Consider the following 17546-nt stretch of genomic DNA (forward strand, 5'->3'; position numbering starts at 1 on the left):
GATTGTCTTCCATGCGTTGTTCGTAGTCTTGATTGGTCTGGTTTTGCCAAACCCTTTCTTTGAACTCGCTATCGCCATATGTACACCTACTAGATTCTATTTCTTTACAATCAAACCGTGACCTGTTAGCATATCCCTACTGTTACAGCATGGCGTTGGCTTTTGGTCACATCTCACCCCCTAATAGGCTTGCGCTTACACTTTTACTACTGACTTTCTCGACCAGATTGTCAGAGCCTGAAAGGGGTTAAAACGTTCCATTTATATRGGCATTCCATCTTTAGATTTGTCTTTTCCACCGGGGTACTTTTAAAGGTCTGTGTAGGTAGTAAATAGAAGCCCCTACTTTTCCCCTTACTCTTTTGAGCGCAGCGTATCAACCTATTTCGCTACTACATTATTACGATGGTTCAAGCCGGACATTCGGTTTCCCTAATCATGGATGGTTGGCAGTGGTCTCGATTCTGGTGTTGGGTTGCACCTCGGAGCCTTCCGTTCCCCGCTTCAGTCCTGAGATTGTGATTCCCAAAACTGGGGGTGGCTATCGCCGTTACCCTAATTTCCTAACTCTACTTATCCATTTCTGGGCTTCCTTATAAGGAATTTGTATGAGTTGGTTTGTTTTGACCTTGGGTTCCCTGCCTTGATTAGGGGTCGAGATAGACCTCACGGTCTACCCCTCCCATTCAGCAGCAGAACCGTACATGAGACTTTCACCTCATACGGCTCCTAGTTTGACCGTCTCCTTGTTAAGAGTACAGCATCATCTCTTCATCAAGAGCTGTTTTATCATCGTGACAATGGCGATGTAATAATTGAAGATTCTTGTATTCATCCTTTCCGCCTTGGCTTCTAGGTACAATGTGGTCTACTTCAATTAAATCTAATGGGGTAAAGAATTGCCCGCACCAGGTACACTTGCCTTTTTGCTTTTTAAGTAGTTTTGCTACCTTATTTGGCGTATCGATTGCTTGTCCTCTCCTGGTTGCCCAGTAAGTCCAATTTCCATCGTATGGTGTTGCGTCGGGGCGTATTAAGGTGTGTCTGACAATTGGGGTCCAGTTATGTTTCCATAATTGGAGTCCTTCTTTGGTCTGGAATAACCAAGATTCCTGTCTTTCATTCCCATTGCTAAGTTTAACCGTTCCATGTCTGAAATAGTTCCTCAGCTTTTCGTAGTTCACCCCTTTGCATCTTGATGCTGTCCATGCCCGTAACATTAACCAGATTATGAGGTCTAGCTTATTGAAGGTCTCTGCTGAGACTACCGCTGAGTAGTAATTTGACCATCCCCGAATAATCGGGTTTAGATGTTTTATCAGGGCTGACTGAGGTGCTGTTCTATGTTGTTTGATTACACCTTTAATCACTTCTGTATGGGCTTTAACTGCTTTATGGCTGGGTTTTATGTGGGTTTTATGTCCGATTAATCGGCTTGCTGCCCCGCCTGTTTTCCCAGATTTATATTTTCCTACTGGATGTTGCCTGATATTGAATCCTAGAAAGTCGAACCCTGGTTTTTCTGTTTTACCATCATACTCAGTAGATTTGAGCGTGTGGCAGATTCGAGTTTTTTCAGATTTTATTTCTAAGCCTACAGGTTTTAGCCATTCAGAAATAGCAGTTTGGCACTGTTCAATGATTCCTAGGTCTTTGGAGATGACCACAAAATCATCGGCATATCTTATAAGGTTCACCTGGGTGGCTGTGCCTTTATTTGGATACATTCCTTTAACTAGCCTTTCCATTCCCAACAGTGCGATGTTGGCGAGTATTGGACTTATTACCCCTCCTTGAGGTGTTCCTGCTTCTGTATCCTCAAATACACCTTTATCTAGCACTCCCGCTTGGAGCCATTGTTTCAGGTCTCTTTTTAGGCGGCTTGGACAATGAATTTTGGACAGTAGGTAATCATGGTTCACGGTAAGAGCATTTTGCTATATCGGCATCGAGAACATAATATTGTCCTTGATTTATGGCAGTGTAAATTCTGCTAATTGCGTCATGGGCTGACCGTCCGGGACGGAACCCGTAGCTTGTGCCTTCAAATCTCGATTCCCATTCAGGTTCGAGAGCCGACTTAACCAAGGCTTGCCTTGCTCTATCTTGAATTGTGGGTATTCCTATTCCAGCTTTTTTCATCCCTACCAGGTTTTGGAATCCAAACCCGTCGCAGTGGTTTTGCTTTGAGGTTTCCCTTAATGTTCTTGACCAGTTCCAACCTTTGTCTTGGAGAGATTACTCTTACTCCATCAACACCGGCTGTCTTCTTGCCTTGGTTATCTTGGGGGGCGGGTTTATTAAGCTGACTGTTGGGAAGCATGGCTGACCGTGGAACCCGCCCCTACAGCCGCACTGCTAAGATCCGGGCATAATATGATTTCACCAATAGACGTTGCCACCTTCGTGCCTTAGCATTTTGTCCCGATTTAGCTGCTTGAAATATACTCTTTTGGAGCTTGAAAACTTTCCGTTGAACCTTAGTCCATGGGACTGCCTTCCATGCGTTGTTCGTAGTCTTGATTGGTTTTGGTTTCCCAAACCCTTTCTTTAAACTCGCTATCGCCATTTGTACACCTACTAGGCTCTATTTCTTTACAATCAAACCGTGACCTGTTAGCATATCCCTACCATTACAGTTGGGCGTTGGCTTCTGGTCACTTCTCACATCCTCTAGGACTTGCGGTTACACTTATCCCTACTGATATCTCGACCAGATAATCAGAGTCCAGGAGGACTTAAAACGTTCCGTTTATATGGGCATTCCATCTTTAGATTTGTCCTTTCCATCGGGGTACTTTTAAAGGTCTATGTAGGTAATTCAAGGATATTCCTACTCTTCCCCTTGCTCTTTTGAGCGCAGCGTGTCAACCTATTTCGCTACTTAATTCTTACGATGGTTCAAGCCGGACATTCGGTTTCCCTAATCATGGATGGTTGGCAGTGGTCGCATCTGGTAGTAGGTTCTACTTCACGCCTTCCGTTCCCCGCTTCAATCCTGGGGTTGTGGTTCCCAAAACTGGGGGTGGCTATCGCCGTTACCCTAATTTCCTAACTTTACTTATCCATTTCTGGGCTTCCTTATAAGGAATTTGTATGAGTTAGTTCGTTTTGACCTTGGGTTCCCTGCCTTGTTTTGTATATTTATATACCAAACGTTGGGACATATAAACAGTTATGGAGATGGTCAGAGGCAAGCCTCTTGTATTCAACCAAGGGGCTGAAATCTCCACCAGGCAGCTATTTCGGGTATCTCATCCCTATTTCATGCCTGAACGTCTCGCACCCCTGATTAAATTATGGATAATTGGGAGGCTTTTTAGTTCCTTCCCTAATTCTACCCGCCACTGGTCGTCTATGGGTTTATTAATAAAAGTATCCGTTTCTGTAGTCGGGTTTAACCAAAGTTGCGCTTGAGTTTGTAGATAGTTTTCCGGGTCGGTGTAGTTGTCCGGTTGCAGTTTTTCCAAGTCCTCTAACCTCGGTAGGGGGAGGACGTTTAATAAAGCATTCCCCCAAAATTCCCCATCACTTAGGCGGTCTTCTTCAATTAAAGCCGCCGCCTCAAACTCTTCTTGAAAGATAGTTTTACTATATGCTAAGATTTCCGTTTTATCACTTTTGTTCCCTAAAGTCGCCGAAGTTCCCACACAAGCCAAATGTCCTGGGGGAGTTTTTAGGCGGTGTTTTAGCCGACGCAACAAACAAGCCAAGTCCGTCCCCTGTGCGCCATCAAAAGTATGGAATTCATCAACTACCAAATAGCGCAAAGTTTCCGGTTCATTATTTGTCCATAAAGCTTGAAGGTCCGGTCTAATTAGCAGATAGTCCAACATTTTATAGTTAGTCAGCAGGATATCTGGGGGAGACTTTCGCAACATCTCTTTATCAGTAATCACCTTTTCTGGGGTCATCACACGCGTGGGTTTTTCGTCTTTTTCCCCTACATATAACCCAGCCGTAACCTGACCTTTTAGCGACGGGGTTTTCTCAATTATTTGGGCGATACGTTTACTTTGGTCCGTGGCTAAAGCGTTCATAGGATAAATTAAAATGGCTTTTATCCCCGGTTTATTCCCCTGTTGGCGACAATGTTCTAGGAGGGGAATTAAGAAACATTACGTTTTCCACGAACCCGTCCCCGTGGCGATTATAGTTGACTGATAGTTAGGGGGACTGAGGCGATTAAAAGCGCGTTCTTGGTGCAAAAACGGGATAAAACTCAGGGGAATTTCCGGGAAATAGTCCTCGCCAATTGTACCCTGTCGAAACGGTAAACCCACCGAAACATAAGGTCCTCGATAGAGGTTATTAGCCGTTTTCAGGAATCGTTCAATCAACCCCTGGAACCCTGGCGTTGTCGGTCGAAACGTCGTTATCAAATAGTCGGAAACACAGTTCCTAATTTGGGCGGCTACAACTGAAGGAAACATCTCTCTTCTCTTAATTAATAATTAATAATTAACAATTAACAATTGGGGGATAAGAAACCGGGTTTCTAGACCTCTCGACCAAGAAACGAGGTTTCCGTCCCGGGTCGCTGCTGCTGGGGGGATAAGAAACCCGGTTTCTCGCCTCCTGGGGGGGATAAGAAACCCCGTTTCTCAAAGAAGCCCGGTTTCTAGACCTCTCGAAAAAGAAACCCGGTTTCCGGGTGGTCTTAATTAATAACCAATAATTAACAATTGGGGGGAAGAAACCGGGTTGATCGGCTCCTGGGGGGATAAGARACCCCGTTTCTCCAAGGACGACAAAGAAACCCCGTTTCTCAAAGAAACCCGGTTTATAGGCTGCTGGAGTAAGAAAGGAGGTTTCCGGGGTGGCTGGTGGGGGGGTAAAGAAACCCCGTTTCTCAAAGAAACCCGGTTTATAGGCTGCTGGAGTAAGAAAGGAGGTTTCCGGGGTGGCTGGTGGGGGGGTAAAGAAACCCCGTTTCTCAAAGAAACCCGGTTTATAGGCTGCTGGAGTAAGAAAGGAGGTTTCCGGGGTGGCTGGTGGAGGGATAAAGAAACCCCGTTTCTCAAAGAAACCCGGTTTATAGGCTGCTGGAATAAAGGGTCTTTGACAATTTGCCGATAGTGTGTTATGGTGTCCATAATCGAATCTCCTCTAAATCAATTATTAATTGTTAATTGTTTCCCACACTGTGCGGTAGTCCTAAATGCGATCGCATAATATAAAAGGCGCTTCGTAGGCGATTTTCCGAGTCGTTGGACTCTGGGGGAGCGTGTCGTCGGTAACCGTTACTTCTATGATACCACTTTCGAGGTCTTTGATGTCTTCCCAACCGATGATTTGCTTTTTCGCGTTCCCTTGGCGCGGTAAACCTACCCCCGTTAACCCTTTGCTGGTCGTGAACACTATTCTACCATTCATATCATAATAGGTTTCCTTTTCATATTGCTGCATCACCGGGAATTGTACCCTGTATATGGTGATGAGTTCCTCTAGGGTTAACCCTAACGACATGGCTGCTAATACGTCTATTTCTACTAACGCTTGACGACGTTCGTAGTCACTCCGCAAGGCGTTATTTCGCCATTCTGGGGTTAAATTACCGAAAAAGTTTTGATTCAGTCGCCGGTCTTCCCCTTTTGTCCATCTCTCTTCACGGTATCCTTCCTCCCAGCATTCTTCCCATAATTCACCATCATACACTGTTAGGCAATTTAACGCTAGAGTGCGAACTCGTAAAGCGGGTTTAAGTGTAAAGTTTTCTGGAATTAAAGGCAGAAGTTTTAAAATATTTTGATTTGCATGACCCATTCCAGTTGTTTTCACAAAGAAATCAATGGGGAGACTCATTCCCATAGCCAGAAAGTCAACGGCTTTGATTGTCTCTTGAAAACTTGTTCCTATACAGGTATTAACATGAGCAATACCTTGAGGCATCATACCAGGAATAAAGGTTCTTTCTGCTGATGAACCAATCATTTCTATATTAACTACCCGATAAAACTCAGTGACGGGTTTTTGGTCATCCCAGGGAACGCAGGGAGTGCGACGACGGTATTCAGCAGGGGAACAGTCGGGGACGTAGTTAGTGCGCGGTAGATAGTCGTCGGGAATTGCCGTTAAATCAATAATATCATAATGATTATTAGCTGTGCAAACTTTTCTCGGAGTTTTATTTAATGGTGTTCCGACAAAGAAATGGGGTCCTGATAAAATCAGGTCTTGGGGAGACTTCGCAAACTGAGTATCTCGGCGAATTTTCTTCTCTTTTTGAGCATTAGTTTCATGCCACATTTCTAGGGCATAATATTCACCTTGTAAATTACCCAGTAGCTTTTCTTGGGTGGCAAACTTTTCTAATACACTGACTAAGTTTTGCGAATGTAAAGCCGGGAGTCGCGCTTCCTCGGCGGGGGTTCCTTCCGCATCATATAATCTCGCAAATAGCTGTAAGGTCTCGGAATTAACGCTAATCATTCGGCTCGGATGACCTTTGGTTTCCCATTTGCCCTTATCATTTTTAATCCCTGGAATTAAACCCATGCCCGGAGAGTCAAAACATTCGGCAATAGTGGCAACGCTGAAAATATTGGCAATATGAACAAAGCGAATAATTGTATCATCCTGACTACGGGGTTTCTTATATATATTGATACTATATTTTGTTTCATTATGAACATCTTTAAACAAAGAACCTTTCATCTCATTCTGTAACTGAAAATGTGCTTTTAACCGCCGATATAATTCCCGGCGCAAAGTTCCCCCTTTGGGGTCATCATAAACCCCTTATGGGTGTAAGAAACCCGACACCTCGCCAGACTTGCCAAAATTCCAGGCTTGGGGAAGGAAACACTTAAATAAGTTGGTTTGCGACCCTTTCAATAACGGATAATTTTGCACCGCGTTGAGGAAATTATGGGTTCCGTGTGACTCTTCATATTCCTGAAGATATGCCGCTTGTAACTTTGGGTATTTACTAAATAAATCTTCCCGCCGTTTCGCCAACTCACTCGCCGATAACTTTCTAATCACCGTCAACGGGTCATATTCCCCCAATATATCCCCTTCTTGCCATTGTATCTTCACCCAGGGAGGGTTACCAATCATTAAATCAAACCCGCCTCTCTCTAGGAAAATATCCGCAAATTCCAACTCCCAATGGAAAAACTTATAAGTTTCCGCCAAAGTTTCCACCAACTGCAACCGAGGGAAAAACCCTTGAACTTCTCCAAGTCCACAAAACCAAATTTCTTAATAAAATCCTCCGCTTGCTGGGGTGTTTGAGTTTCCGGGAATAAAGATAACTGTTGGGAGGATACCATTTCCGTCACCCCTAAAATCATCCCTATGTCGCTGAAAAACTCCTTCCGACTCGGTAAGTTTTCCGCCTCCTCTAGCGGCCAAAACCATAAACTGCACCAATAGTCCATCACCAACTTTAGCCGCCGATAATCCGATGAATTACTCACCCCCCGCGAGAGTTTTTCCTGTTCGTAGATTTTATCTTTTTGTGCTAGGGGAACTTCCCGTTTCTCCTGTTCCGGTTGTCCCCACACCGTTAATCTGTCGGTAGTCCGTTGGCGAATTGTGGCTAATTCCTTGGCGTAAGTATGCCACAGTTCATCAATGCGAGTTGATAGGTATATCCCATAGTCGGCTTGGTCGGCATTTAGGGGAGTTTTGATAAATTATTTCTGCCATTGGTTAATCTGTTTTATGGCGGCGGGGGTGAGTTTTTTAATCACTTTATCCGTATAATTAGCCATACCTGGGTCCCCTAACAAAAAGTGAAAAATACCGTCTTCCGGGAAGGTTTCTCCCAGGGGTATCGGTGACGGCGGCATTTCCCACCAGGAGAGGTTTTTTTACCTTGACTCACCTTTTGGCGGGGGTATATTTGTCGTCTCGCACCCACCAGGGAGTTCCCACAATGCAATTGCAAGTCAAACCAGGGGACGAATATTTGGCGGCTGTCTTTTTCCCCATAGATACAATTTAACCACAGGGAAGCCTCGGCTAATTCCATGGCTATGGGGTTTTTATCAATGCCAAATACATTGCGGTCAGCCAGCAGCATTTTGACTTTCTGCTTCTCTAAGGTGATGTTTTCATGGGGTATCCGTTGATTAAGTTCCTCCTCTTTTCGCTGTAAATAAGCGTCCGCTAATTGAGTTATAGCTTCATTAAAAAAAGCCGCACTTCCCATAGCTGGTTCGCAGACGGTTAACTTTAAAATATCGTCAGCGGTCTTGTCGGCTAAAAGTGATTGGAGAGCATATTTTACTAAACATTTGGTTAAGGTTTGGGGAGTGTAATAACTGGCACTTTTTTGGCGGTCTCTTCCCGCTAACCGAAACAAAAATTTCCCTTTCTCATGTTTGCGGGGAGTTTTTCCCGTCTGGGGGTCTGTCACCAACTCCTCGGTTTTTAACTCCTCCAAACGGTCAGCGGGAACAAAATAAGCCACCTCTAATTCACTGTGTGGTTGGGAACCTTTCGCGGCTTTGGGTTTAACTGTGGGTTGGTCTTCGTCGTCGTCKTCGGTGTCTGTCTTGGTAGAGGTTTTTTGGCGGCGGGTTGAACTTCGTAGAGGTTTTCCTCCGCGAAAAAAGCGGATAAACTCAATAAACCCTCGTAAACTTCCCCTAACTGGTTAACCCCCAATTGCGCGTAGCTAATGCGTCCCCGTCGTCCTTGTCCTGACCGCGACAAAGACATCAATTCCAAGACTTTCTGTAGGACGGAATTGCGAAACCTGACTCCGTTTAACATGGAGGTATATTCGGGGTCAAACAGATGACTTTTTAAGGCGGGTAAACGGAAGGTATTATAAATGGCTGTTTTCCTCGGCAAAAGTTCCGCTTGTTTATGGTCTTCTTCAGGATATCCAAACCACAATAATTTAAATAAACGACGAATAGAGGTATCTATATAATAGCCTTCGGAGTCCTCGGAAGAAAGTAACTCCACCTGTTCCAAGTCTCGCAGGGTTTCTAAACTATATCCCTCCCGATAAATATCAGAACCCATGGGGGCATAACCTAACTCGGGTCACGCTTCAATATAAAAGATAAATAGCAGTCGATAAACCCACCGCAAACACTGGATTTTTAACAGGTTGGGGTCAATTTCCTGTTCTCCCTTTTGGGTTTGTTCCTGGGTGGAATACACCCTTTACCCCACTTTCCGCCGATAATAAATAACCTCGTTTACCAAAAGTTCGATCGCCTCCCGTAAGGCAAATTTCAAGTCTTCGGAAACGCTATAAGTATGGCGGTGACTATTTTCATCAAGGGTATCTAACAACGCCATTCCTTCCGCTGGACAAATGCGATCGCGGTGTAACAGGGTAGCGGTAGCGAACAAAGAATGGCGATCGCGATCGGCTAAAATCTGCTCTAAATCAAACCTTAACAACCGGGAAGCATTCCATTTATAACGGTCAATTAAAGCTATCTGGTCTACACTAATTAATAGCACCCAGCGGGGGGGGTCATTTTGACCAAAAACCACATCAGTTACGATATCTTCCATGGTAGAATTTAGCCAGGTTTGTTGAAAGCGATCGACCCGAAATTCCGGGAAATCTTAACTTTGAATAGGGTCAAATTCCAGGGAGAGAATATCGAGAGGTTCTCCGGTAGGATTAAACCCTTCCAAAGCCCACAAATTTGGCATTCCAGAACTCTGTCTAACTTCCGCCAAAATAGGGAGCAAGGTATCATTATCCAACCACTTTAACCCCGGTTCTCACTGATACCCCAAAACCTCCAAAACCTGCCGAAAAAACTGCCGTTGCTGACCGAGAATTTCAGTTTTATCTATATTAATAGTTTGGGTGCGAGTTTTAAGGCGAAAATAATCTCCCCGCAGCCTCCCCAAAGCCTGGGACGGCGGCCCTTGATTTGCCCCCACCTCCGAGGTGATCGTCTTTAGGTCTTCGGTTAAAATTGCATCCAAATAATAGGCGGCATAAAATTCATTTTCGTTAGCAATTCCGATTAACATAATATTCGATAACCCCGGCTCATAGTCAAAGAAACCCTGTAAATTTTCATTTTACACTACTCACGACCAACAAGAAACCCGGTTTCTCAAAGAAACCGGGTTTCTAGACTTCTCGAAAAAGAAACCGGGTTTCTAGACCTCTCTTGCGCTAAAATTTAACGGAGTTATAAAAGTTGAAGTTGTGGGAGTTGATTGGAAATGCCACGTCGCCAAATTGTTTTTGAAACGGGTCATTACTACTATATTTATAATCGAGGTAATAATCATCCAATTATTTTTTTACCCAAGATAACTATATTCATTTTTTGCGCCTGATTAGAAAATATTTGGTTGAATCTAATGTGGCTGATATTATTGCTTATTGTTTGATGCCTAATCATTATCATTTATTGGTATATTTTAAACAGAATTGTTTTTCTGAGGTGATGCAAAAATTTAGCTTGTCTTATGTGAAAGCAATTAACAAGCAGTATGACAGGGTTGGCGGTTTATTTCAAGGTAGATTTCAAGCGATCGCTGTTGATAATGATGAATATTTATTCCATTTAACACGATATATTCATTTCAACCCAGTTAAGGCTAATTTGGTTAAAAAACCCGAAGATTGGGAGTTTTCTAGCTATCCCGAATATCTCCAATTGCGTGGGGGAACTTTGCCGAAAATTGATGGGGTGCGATCGCTTTTTAATTCGGTGAATGATTATCGGTCTTTTGTCGAAAGTCATATCCAAACCTCATCAATTCAGCACTTACTACTTGATGAATAGAAGCTAAAAGAAACCCGGAAATAAGAAACCCGGAAATAAGAAACCCGGTTTCTGGTGGGGGGGGATAAGAAACCCGGTTTCTCAAATCAACCGGTTTCTGGTGGGGGGGATAAGAAACCCGGTTTCTCAAATCAACCGGGTTTCTAGACTTCTCGACAAAGAAACCGGGTTTCTATGCTTGCTGAATCACAAAAATCAACTTGAGATAAGGTTCGCTTTCCGTAGTCATTGACAACTCTACCCAATCGCGATAATCTTCGAATATCTTGTCAATTTTATGGCGTTCTTTCTGCTGTTTATCCTGCTTCAGATTAGCCGAAATATTATCACTTTCCCACCGCAACTCTAACTGTTCCACATGATAGCCTTGCAGCCTTTCCAGGCGTTCCCGTTGTGCCTCTAACTGAGGATTTAACTGGTCTTGAAACCGTTTCCTTTCCGGCTGAAGATATTGCCGCGCTTGCTGAATAGCCGGACTCCGTAAATGGAGTAAATCATCAATATTAACCGTCCCGGAATTCGGCAACTCATGCCGTCCTAATTCCGTGCGTTCCTGAGTTTCCGCAAAGGGTTCAACCCGCTGAAATTTCCCTTGTTTAAAGATAACCGAAACCCAGCGATTTAGGACGGAAGTTCCTCGGCGGTTGGGGAAACTACCAAAGCAGATAAAAATCACCTCATCGGATTCTAATCCCTGAGATAATTGTATCACAGGTGCTTGATGTCTGCCAAAATAAAATAAACAGCGATCGCTAATCCATTCTACCAAAGGATGCAATTCCCAAAGGTATTGAACAGCCGACCAGTCCGCGTCTTCGGTTCGCGCTTGTTCCATGGCCCGCATCATATCTTCGGGGCGATCGCTAAGATATAATAACCGATTATCCTGGGGTTGTATTTCTTTAGGAAGGCGATCGTAACGGCTTTTTAACTCTTGAGGAAGTTGCAATTCAATAAACCCTTCATCTTCGTTAATTTGGAGATTATGAACCGGACTGGTCTGGGAATTAATGAACCTTAAAGCCGTAGCGGTAAACTGAAAAATTGACGGAAATAGACTTAACAAACTCCCCGTTTCCACCAGAGGTTCACCCTGGCTAGAGTCCATGGAAACCCCCTCATCAGTATCCCAAGACTCCGACTCAAACCAGTTAAAAATATCGACATCTCCCCCTCCCTTGGCGTTGCGGTCTAACTCCTCTGCAAAATCCACCGCCGACACTCCGCTTTCAATAGCAGCAGCGGTCAAATTTTCTTCTTTTTCCTGGTCAAATACCCCCATAAATACGGAAGGATCGCCAATATTTTTAATCGCCTGTTCATCCTTAGTTAAAAGGACTTTAATAATACGCTCCACCTCATCCATACGTTCAACCTGGGAGCGAGTCAGCAGATAGCGAATTTCCGGTTTTCGAGTTTGTCCGTAGAGGTCGATCCGTCCGTTTCGCTGCTGTAAAGTCATCAACGACCAAGGGATATCAAAGTGAATCAATTTATGGCTAAGATAGTGCAGCTTTAACCCTTATGATGCCACTTCCGTAGCAATTAAAATCCTCACCGGGGAATTTTCATAGCCAAATTTATCGACAATTTCCACTTGGTCAATATCTGCCATACCCCCATCTAAACGAGCGATCGCCTCTGGTTTTAAGCGCAAGTCTTGGGGTAGTTCCGCCTCCAGAAACCGCAAATTTTCCCAACGTCCGGTAAAAATTACCAAGCGGTCTTTCGGGTCTTTTTTAGTCCAATTAAACTCAGTTTTAATCAGTTGAAGAAGTCGCTGATACTTAGAAAAAATCCCGTTATCTATTGCCGCCAAACCTGCCGCCAAATCAGTCAATTATTCCTGGTCTAATTTCGTGGATATATCCAGCTTTTTGTGTAAAGTTTTCAGGCGATTTTTCACGGTTTCCAGACCCGCCGCCGGACTAGATAAGAATGCCTTGAGGAGAGTAGTTTTAAATAGCTGTCCGGCACTTTTGCCTCGGTCAATACTGACCAATTGCAAATCGTGGAGTTGCCGAAAAACTGCCTCTTCTGGGGGGGAGGAGATCGCTTCTACAGGTTCCACATTCCGTTCAGGGAGACTTTGGTTTAAATCCCGCAAAACATCTTTTTTAAACCGCCGCAAATAGAGGTCATGGATATCATCTTTAGTGTAGTTACTTTCATTAGCGATCGCCGTCGGATCTAGCATATTCATCAAACTAGCAAAACTCTCCGGTTTCCCGTCATGGGGAGTGGCGGAAAGCAAAATCAAAGTATCCGAACGAGTAGCTAAACGTTCAGCCAATTTCGCCCGCTGCGAAGCCGACTGACCCTTACCTCTGCGGGCGACATTATGGGCTTCATCAATTATAATAATATCCCAGTGAGCCTGTTCTAAATAACTGCGATATTCCCGGTCTTGTTTGAGGGTATCAATAGAAATAATTGTCCGGTCATCATAGTGAAAAGGGTTATGATTTCCCGGAAGTCGCGATCGCACCCGTTGAATTTCCCCAGAGTCCAAACGCACCAAAGGAATAGTAAACCGCAGCCAAAACTCCTTTTGAAACTGCCCCATCATTTACTTAGTAGTAACCACTAAAATCCGGCGACCTTTCCTCCTCCCAATTAACTCAGTTACCAGGATACCACATTCCAGAGTTTTACCAAACCCCACCGCATCAGCAATTAACAAGCGTTGGCGAGGCATTTGTAGGGCTTTAGTCGCCGGAATAAGCTGATAATTCAGGGCATCCATAGCGGCTTTATGTCCCCAATAAATCCGCCCATCTTCCGGGATAGTTTGCTTTAAATTAGCCTCAACAAATAATAAACTACGGACATAACCAGAAGTTTCATCAATAACCAAATTAGTCTCTTCGGGTTTCAACACTTGTAAACCCCGTTTCCTGTCTTTTTTTTCCAACTCTTCCAGGAAGCKAATACGACGACCCCGGAGAAATTCCGACACTCCCACTGCTTCAATAATGCGATCGCCATCAGAAGACAGGGCCACATATTTAACCAACCATTCAGCATCCCGGCAAAGAATTCGTGCCCCTGKAGCAATATCTGTTAACATATTTTAGCTTATTATTACACCATATTTGCCTCAAATTAGTTTAGCATCAAACCCTCCCAGAAACCGAGTTTATTGTTTCCCACCGAGACTCTAGGGAGTGAGATGTTCAAGCGATCGTCTTCACTAAAGACTTAGCTAGGTAATAACCTAGTTCTACAGGTACGGCATTACCAATTTGTCTCATTGATTCTGTCCATGATCCACAAATCCTGTAGCTATCAGCAAAGGTTTGAATTCGTTTAGCTTCAAAGATGGTATAATAGCGTATCGCGCCATCTTCATATCGAATCATATTTTCTCCCCCAGGAACGCCGTGGTCTCCGGCTTTGAGAGTTTTAGATGGCATATCAATATAACTTCCAGTATGTCCCGGATACGATCTAGCCCCTTCCCTTAAAATATGCTCTACATCAAAACTACCTTCAGCATCAGGTTTTGGCAACTCCCCAATTTGATCCCGAACTGTTTTCCAAGGTTTTAGGGGAGGAGGGAACAGGGTAGGTTGTTGTCTGAGTTGAGCAATTTTCTGCTTAGTTCTTTGGTTCAAGTCTTCAAATGCTGATGCTTTAACTCCATGATTATTCCAGTAGTCAAAACTCACATATTGTGACCACAGCAACGACTCCAAAGAATGAGATTCTTGAGGAAAAGACCACTCTCGTTGCCAATCTTCTCGGACCCCTACAATAAAAACTCGCTCCCGACGTTTAGGTATGCCATAATTCGCAGCATCTAATAAACGAAAATCAACATTATATTTAACTCCGTGATATCTACCAAAATCTCTAGTATTTTCCAGCCTGATTAGATGTTCTTGCCAGGATTCAGAATCTCTAATCACCACTTCAGGATAGGTCAATCTGAGTATAATGTAATCAAAATAACGCCTAAATGATTGGCGTAAAATTCCCTTAACATTTTCAAATATAAATGCCTTGGGTGTACAAACCCTAATCGCTTTACACACATAGGGAAACATATCTCGCCGATCTAAATGTCCCTTATGCTTTCCCCCCATAGAAAAGGGTTGACATGGCGGGCCCCCTGAAATGAGGTCAATATGACCAAATTCAGCGAAATTTAATGAGCGAATATCAACATAATAAATCAATTCTGGTTTATAGTTACCAGCTAATGTTAGGCAAGCATTATGATCTATCTCAACTAAGGCTTTATGCTCAATGCCAGCCATTTCTAAACCTTTGGCTAATCCACCCGTACCAGCAAACAACTCTAAACCCGACAATTTAGACATCTTCTACACTCAATCCAGACATGAAAATTTCAATACTTTGAAGCAGTTGTTTTTTGTCAGCATGAATTCCTTGACACTTGTCAGCCCAAGAACGTCCTGGATGACAAACATCCCAGTCAGATTTTGCTTGTTTATATCTACCTTTACCCGGATCGTGATTACCAAATCCATCGATTAAAGTGTTCCAAATTTGTTGATATATTCTAATTAGTGCCGCTTCTACAGTACCGATGAAATCACTCTCTTTACCTTCAAGAATCATGAAACGACAGAAAAAATAAGACGGCTCTAAGCCTTCTCCAAGATTGATGCTGCGGCTATGTTCTCTAATTCGATTGTTTAGCTCATAGCCTTGAGAATTAACAGAGAAGGAATGCATGGCTTTTCGCCAGCCTTTAGGAACCTCTTTTCCTACATAGATAGGTGCGCGAAATGCCGTCCCATTAATTAAATAAAATCTTGAATAAATCCCGGTTTTTCTGATGCAATATATGGCATATACTTCGGTTCCTGGAAAACGGTCTTGGATAGATATGGGATGTACAGGTGTTCCATTAAAAAAGCGAATTGTATCTTTGATTATTTCATCAAAATCAGGATAAATATACAGATGCTTGGAGCGGTCACAACTATTCATTAAGGTAACTTTAGATCAGTTGCTATAAGGGCAGTAATAACCGTTTATTATATCAGATTATGCTGCATCGCCTTAAACGCAGACTAATAACAAGCCTCTGCAAAGGGAGGGTCATCAAATAAACTCAAACGGTCTTCCACTTCTTCCACTTCCTCCGGGGTCGCCTTCTGCTCATGTTTTAGCCAGTCGAGAATCTCATCACAAGATACCCCCCGCAACCAAGTTTGAGCCGCTTGCAAAGCCACTGTCACCGAGGAATAATCCGGTAAAATTTGATAGAGGCGCAGGGTCACCAGAGTCGCCGCCAGTTCATCCACATTCCAGAGACTGGCCACCACCGTTCGCGCTCCGGCGTAGAAAAACGCACTGGCTAATCCCACATAATCATCCGTGTGGGAGGTTTCCACCAAGCCAGTTTTGCAAGCCGACAGCACCAGCAGGCGACAGAGGGGAATATTAAGACCGTTGAAAGATTGGTCAGTCTCAGATAGGCGTTGAGGGGGTTGCGATCGTCAAATTCACCGTGACAGCCAAAGTGGACGGCGTGACTCTGTTCCAGGAAGGTTTGGGTCTGGGGTTGGCTTAAATTCTCCAGGATAGCTTGGTCGCGACGCAAGACTTGATGGGGGCTGAATTGGCGCAGTAAGAGTTCCACCCCCCACTCCGCATAGTCCAGGTCTTCCGTCGGGTTTTGAATGGCGAAAAAGGGGATGGTTTCCCCGTTGAGGGGGGACGCTGCTGGAGGTTGTTGAGAATTTGACAACTGGGGGCATATTGCACCGGGAACCCGTCTTGTAGGGGTTTGCCCTCACCCCCAGCCCCTCTCCCAGAGCCAGAGAGGGGAGAAGAGGGGACAGGGAGCGCGTGGAGGGGGATGAGGCGCAGTTCCCGGTGGGGAATCAGGATAAGCTGGTGAAGCTGGGATAATTCACCCAGAAGGCGGGGGAGTTGCAAGGCGGCGCTGAGGGTTTCCAGGTGTTGGGGGAGTTGCTGATTCCANGGAKCGTTTTCCGTAGTCGCTGCGGTAGTCCTGGAGGGCGTGATCGAGGTGTTGGCGGTCTTCCGCGCTGAAGTGGTGGGGGGTAATCTGGATTTGCTCGTCTCGGCGGGTGACGAGGAAGGCGTAAAACCCGGAGTCCGCTTCGGTGGGGAGATACCACTCGAKGAGGGCAGTTTGGGGCGGGAGGAGGCGGCGCAAGTCCGGGAGTTGGGCGGGGACTTGTTGGGTGAGGGTAAAGGTGGGGTCGTCGAGTTCGGTGAGCAGGTCTTGGAATTGCTGGTTAGCGGCTTGGAGTTGTTGGCGGATGAGGGTTTCCGGTGAGGGTTGGTTGGGGTTGTTTTCGCTGGTGGGGGTGAGGGTGTCCCTGGAGGTGTAGGCGAGTTGTTGTTGGTACATGGCGATTTGACGGCGCAGGTCGCTGATGCGTTGTTTTTGTGCGTCGGTGGCGTTTTTGGGGTAGAGGTTGGCGCTGTCGAGGAGTTCGAGGAGGGTGCGGGATTTACTGCGTTCGACAGTGAGCAAGGCTTGGGCGTAGTCTTGGTGGTTGATGCAGGCTTGCACCATTTTTTGATAGATATCAAGGGAGTTGGCGATGAGTTCCCGTTTGGTGGCTTCGGAGGTGGCCCAGTAGCGGCTTTGTTCGATGGCAAGGATGGCTTGGTTGTAGCCTTCGATGGCGATTTCCCAGTTTTGGAGGTTGTAGCCGAGGTCGCCGAGAGCGCCTCCGGTTCGGAGGCAGTCTAGGGGGAAGGAGGAGGGTGTATAGACTTCTAAGGCGGCTCGGAAGCAGGCGATCGCCGCCTCTATATTGTCCGCTCGCTATTGAATCTTAACGCATATGTGCGACGCCTATT

The 17546-nt window shown here is 44.9% G+C and carries 23 protein-coding genes; 1 reads left to right on the plus strand and 22 read right to left on the minus strand.

What is annotated here, in order from left to right; genetic code table 11:
* Window positions 1-749: 749 nt before the first annotated feature.
* The 14 genes from B9T16_RS15050 to B9T16_RS15115 all read right to left on the minus strand — a co-directional run bounded on the left by B9T16_RS15050 (window position 750) and on the right by B9T16_RS15115 (window position 9963).
* The gene (locus B9T16_RS15050) at window positions 750-1922 is read right to left on the minus strand and encodes a group II intron reverse transcriptase (RefSeq protein ID WP_410245142.1); all 1173 of its coding nucleotides are present in this window, start codon (window positions 1920-1922) and stop codon (window positions 750-752) included.
* The gene (locus B9T16_RS15055; RefSeq protein ID WP_014274255.1) at window positions 1912-2142 is read right to left on the minus strand and encodes a reverse transcriptase domain-containing protein; all 231 of its coding nucleotides are present in this window, start codon (window positions 2140-2142) and stop codon (window positions 1912-1914) included. The genes B9T16_RS15050 and B9T16_RS15055 overlap by 11 nt, the downstream gene beginning before the upstream one ends.
* The gene (locus tag B9T16_RS15060; protein WP_014274254.1) at window positions 2102-2323 is read right to left on the minus strand and encodes a reverse transcriptase N-terminal domain-containing protein; all 222 of its coding nucleotides are present in this window, start codon (window positions 2321-2323) and stop codon (window positions 2102-2104) included. The genes B9T16_RS15055 and B9T16_RS15060 overlap by 41 nt, the downstream gene beginning before the upstream one ends.
* A gap of 21 nt (window positions 2324-2344) precedes the next feature.
* Window positions 2345-2569, minus strand: a complete 225-nt coding sequence (locus tag B9T16_RS15065) for a reverse transcriptase N-terminal domain-containing protein (RefSeq protein WP_410245143.1) — start codon at window positions 2567-2569, stop codon at window positions 2345-2347.
* A 691-nt stretch (window positions 2570-3260) separates the two neighbouring features.
* A complete protein-coding gene (locus B9T16_RS15070) occupies window positions 3261-4109 on the minus strand; it encodes a DEAD/DEAH box helicase (RefSeq protein ID WP_081471131.1) in 849 nt (282 codons plus the stop codon).
* Window positions 4110-4118: 9 nt separating this feature from the next.
* Window positions 4119-4433, minus strand: a complete 315-nt coding sequence (locus tag B9T16_RS15075; RefSeq protein ID WP_410245144.1) for a hypothetical protein — start codon at window positions 4431-4433, stop codon at window positions 4119-4121.
* A gap of 724 nt (window positions 4434-5157) precedes the next feature.
* Window positions 5158-6711: a hypothetical protein gene (locus tag B9T16_RS15080; protein WP_410245145.1), complete on the minus strand. Its 1554-nt coding sequence runs from the start codon at window positions 6709-6711 to the stop codon at window positions 5158-5160.
* Between the two features lie 30 nt (window positions 6712-6741).
* Window positions 6742-7140 (minus strand): Eco57I restriction-modification methylase domain-containing protein, encoded by a 399-nt coding sequence (locus tag B9T16_RS15085; protein WP_410245146.1) that lies wholly within the window; start codon window positions 7138-7140, stop codon window positions 6742-6744.
* A complete protein-coding gene (locus B9T16_RS15090) occupies window positions 7083-7511 on the minus strand; it encodes a hypothetical protein (protein WP_410245147.1) in 429 nt (142 codons plus the stop codon). Before B9T16_RS15090 ends, B9T16_RS15085 begins: the two co-directional genes overlap by 58 nt.
* A 221-nt stretch (window positions 7512-7732) precedes the next feature.
* On the minus strand, window positions 7733-8422 hold the full coding sequence (locus tag B9T16_RS15095) for an N-6 DNA methylase (RefSeq protein ID WP_410245148.1): 690 nt from the start codon (window positions 8420-8422) through the stop codon (window positions 7733-7735).
* Between the two features lie 2 nt (window positions 8423-8424).
* Window positions 8425-8985 carry a hypothetical protein gene (locus tag B9T16_RS15100; RefSeq protein WP_410245149.1) on the minus strand — a complete coding sequence of 187 codons (561 nt, stop codon included), beginning with the start codon at window positions 8983-8985 and terminating at the stop codon, window positions 8425-8427.
* 144 nt (window positions 8986-9129) lie between these two features.
* Window positions 9130-9489, minus strand: coding sequence for a hypothetical protein (locus tag B9T16_RS15105; RefSeq protein ID WP_410245150.1), 360 nt, complete (start codon window positions 9487-9489; stop codon window positions 9130-9132).
* Between the two features lie 54 nt (window positions 9490-9543).
* Window positions 9544-9687 (minus strand): hypothetical protein, encoded by a 144-nt coding sequence (locus B9T16_RS15110; protein WP_014274244.1) that lies wholly within the window; start codon window positions 9685-9687, stop codon window positions 9544-9546.
* An 18-nt stretch (window positions 9688-9705) separates the two neighbouring features.
* Entirely contained in the window at window positions 9706-9963 is a 258-nt protein-coding gene (locus B9T16_RS15115) for a hypothetical protein (protein WP_006616659.1), read from the minus strand.
* Window positions 9964-10289: 326 nt separating this feature from the next.
* Here B9T16_RS15115 and B9T16_RS15120 point away from each other — a divergent pair, with 326 nt between their 5' ends.
* Entirely contained in the window at window positions 10290-10730 is a 441-nt protein-coding gene (locus B9T16_RS15120; protein ID WP_231852077.1) for a transposase, read from the plus strand.
* Between the two features lie 172 nt (window positions 10731-10902).
* On the opposite strand, the gene B9T16_RS15125 is transcribed toward B9T16_RS15120, so the two are convergent.
* The 8 genes from B9T16_RS15125 to B9T16_RS15160 form a co-directional block, all read right to left on the minus strand.
* On the minus strand, window positions 10903-12192 hold the full coding sequence (locus B9T16_RS15125; protein ID WP_410245151.1) for a helicase: 1290 nt from the start codon (window positions 12190-12192) through the stop codon (window positions 10903-10905).
* A 60-nt stretch (window positions 12193-12252) separates the two neighbouring features.
* Complete coding sequence (locus B9T16_RS15130) at window positions 12253-12570, minus strand: helicase-related protein (RefSeq protein ID WP_410245152.1); 318 nt, start codon at window positions 12568-12570, stop codon at window positions 12253-12255.
* Window positions 12571-13299: an SNF2-related protein gene (locus tag B9T16_RS15135; RefSeq protein WP_410245153.1), complete on the minus strand. Its 729-nt coding sequence runs from the start codon at window positions 13297-13299 to the stop codon at window positions 12571-12573. It abuts the gene before it with no gap.
* Window positions 13300-13800, minus strand: a complete 501-nt coding sequence (locus B9T16_RS15140; RefSeq protein ID WP_410245154.1) for a hypothetical protein — start codon at window positions 13798-13800, stop codon at window positions 13300-13302.
* 106 nt (window positions 13801-13906) lie between these two features.
* Window positions 13907-15055 (minus strand): DNA cytosine methyltransferase, encoded by a 1149-nt coding sequence (locus tag B9T16_RS15145; RefSeq protein ID WP_410245155.1) that lies wholly within the window; start codon window positions 15053-15055, stop codon window positions 13907-13909.
* Window positions 15048-15692, minus strand: a complete 645-nt coding sequence (locus B9T16_RS15150; protein ID WP_410245156.1) for an Eco29kI family restriction endonuclease — start codon at window positions 15690-15692, stop codon at window positions 15048-15050. The genes B9T16_RS15145 and B9T16_RS15150 overlap by 8 nt, the downstream gene beginning before the upstream one ends.
* An 83-nt stretch (window positions 15693-15775) precedes the next feature.
* Window positions 15776-16099 (minus strand): CHAT domain-containing protein, encoded by a 324-nt coding sequence (locus B9T16_RS15155; RefSeq protein ID WP_231852240.1) that lies wholly within the window; start codon window positions 16097-16099, stop codon window positions 15776-15778.
* Window positions 16063-16455: a hypothetical protein gene (locus B9T16_RS15160; RefSeq protein ID WP_050856758.1), complete on the minus strand. Its 393-nt coding sequence runs from the start codon at window positions 16453-16455 to the stop codon at window positions 16063-16065. Before B9T16_RS15160 ends, B9T16_RS15155 begins: the two co-directional genes overlap by 37 nt.
* Window positions 16456-17546 lie beyond the last annotated feature (1091 nt).

Source organism: Arthrospira sp. PCC 8006, from assembly GCF_046480465.1.
Classification (GTDB): Bacteria; Cyanobacteriota; Cyanobacteriia; order Cyanobacteriales; family Microcoleaceae; genus Limnospira; species Limnospira platensis.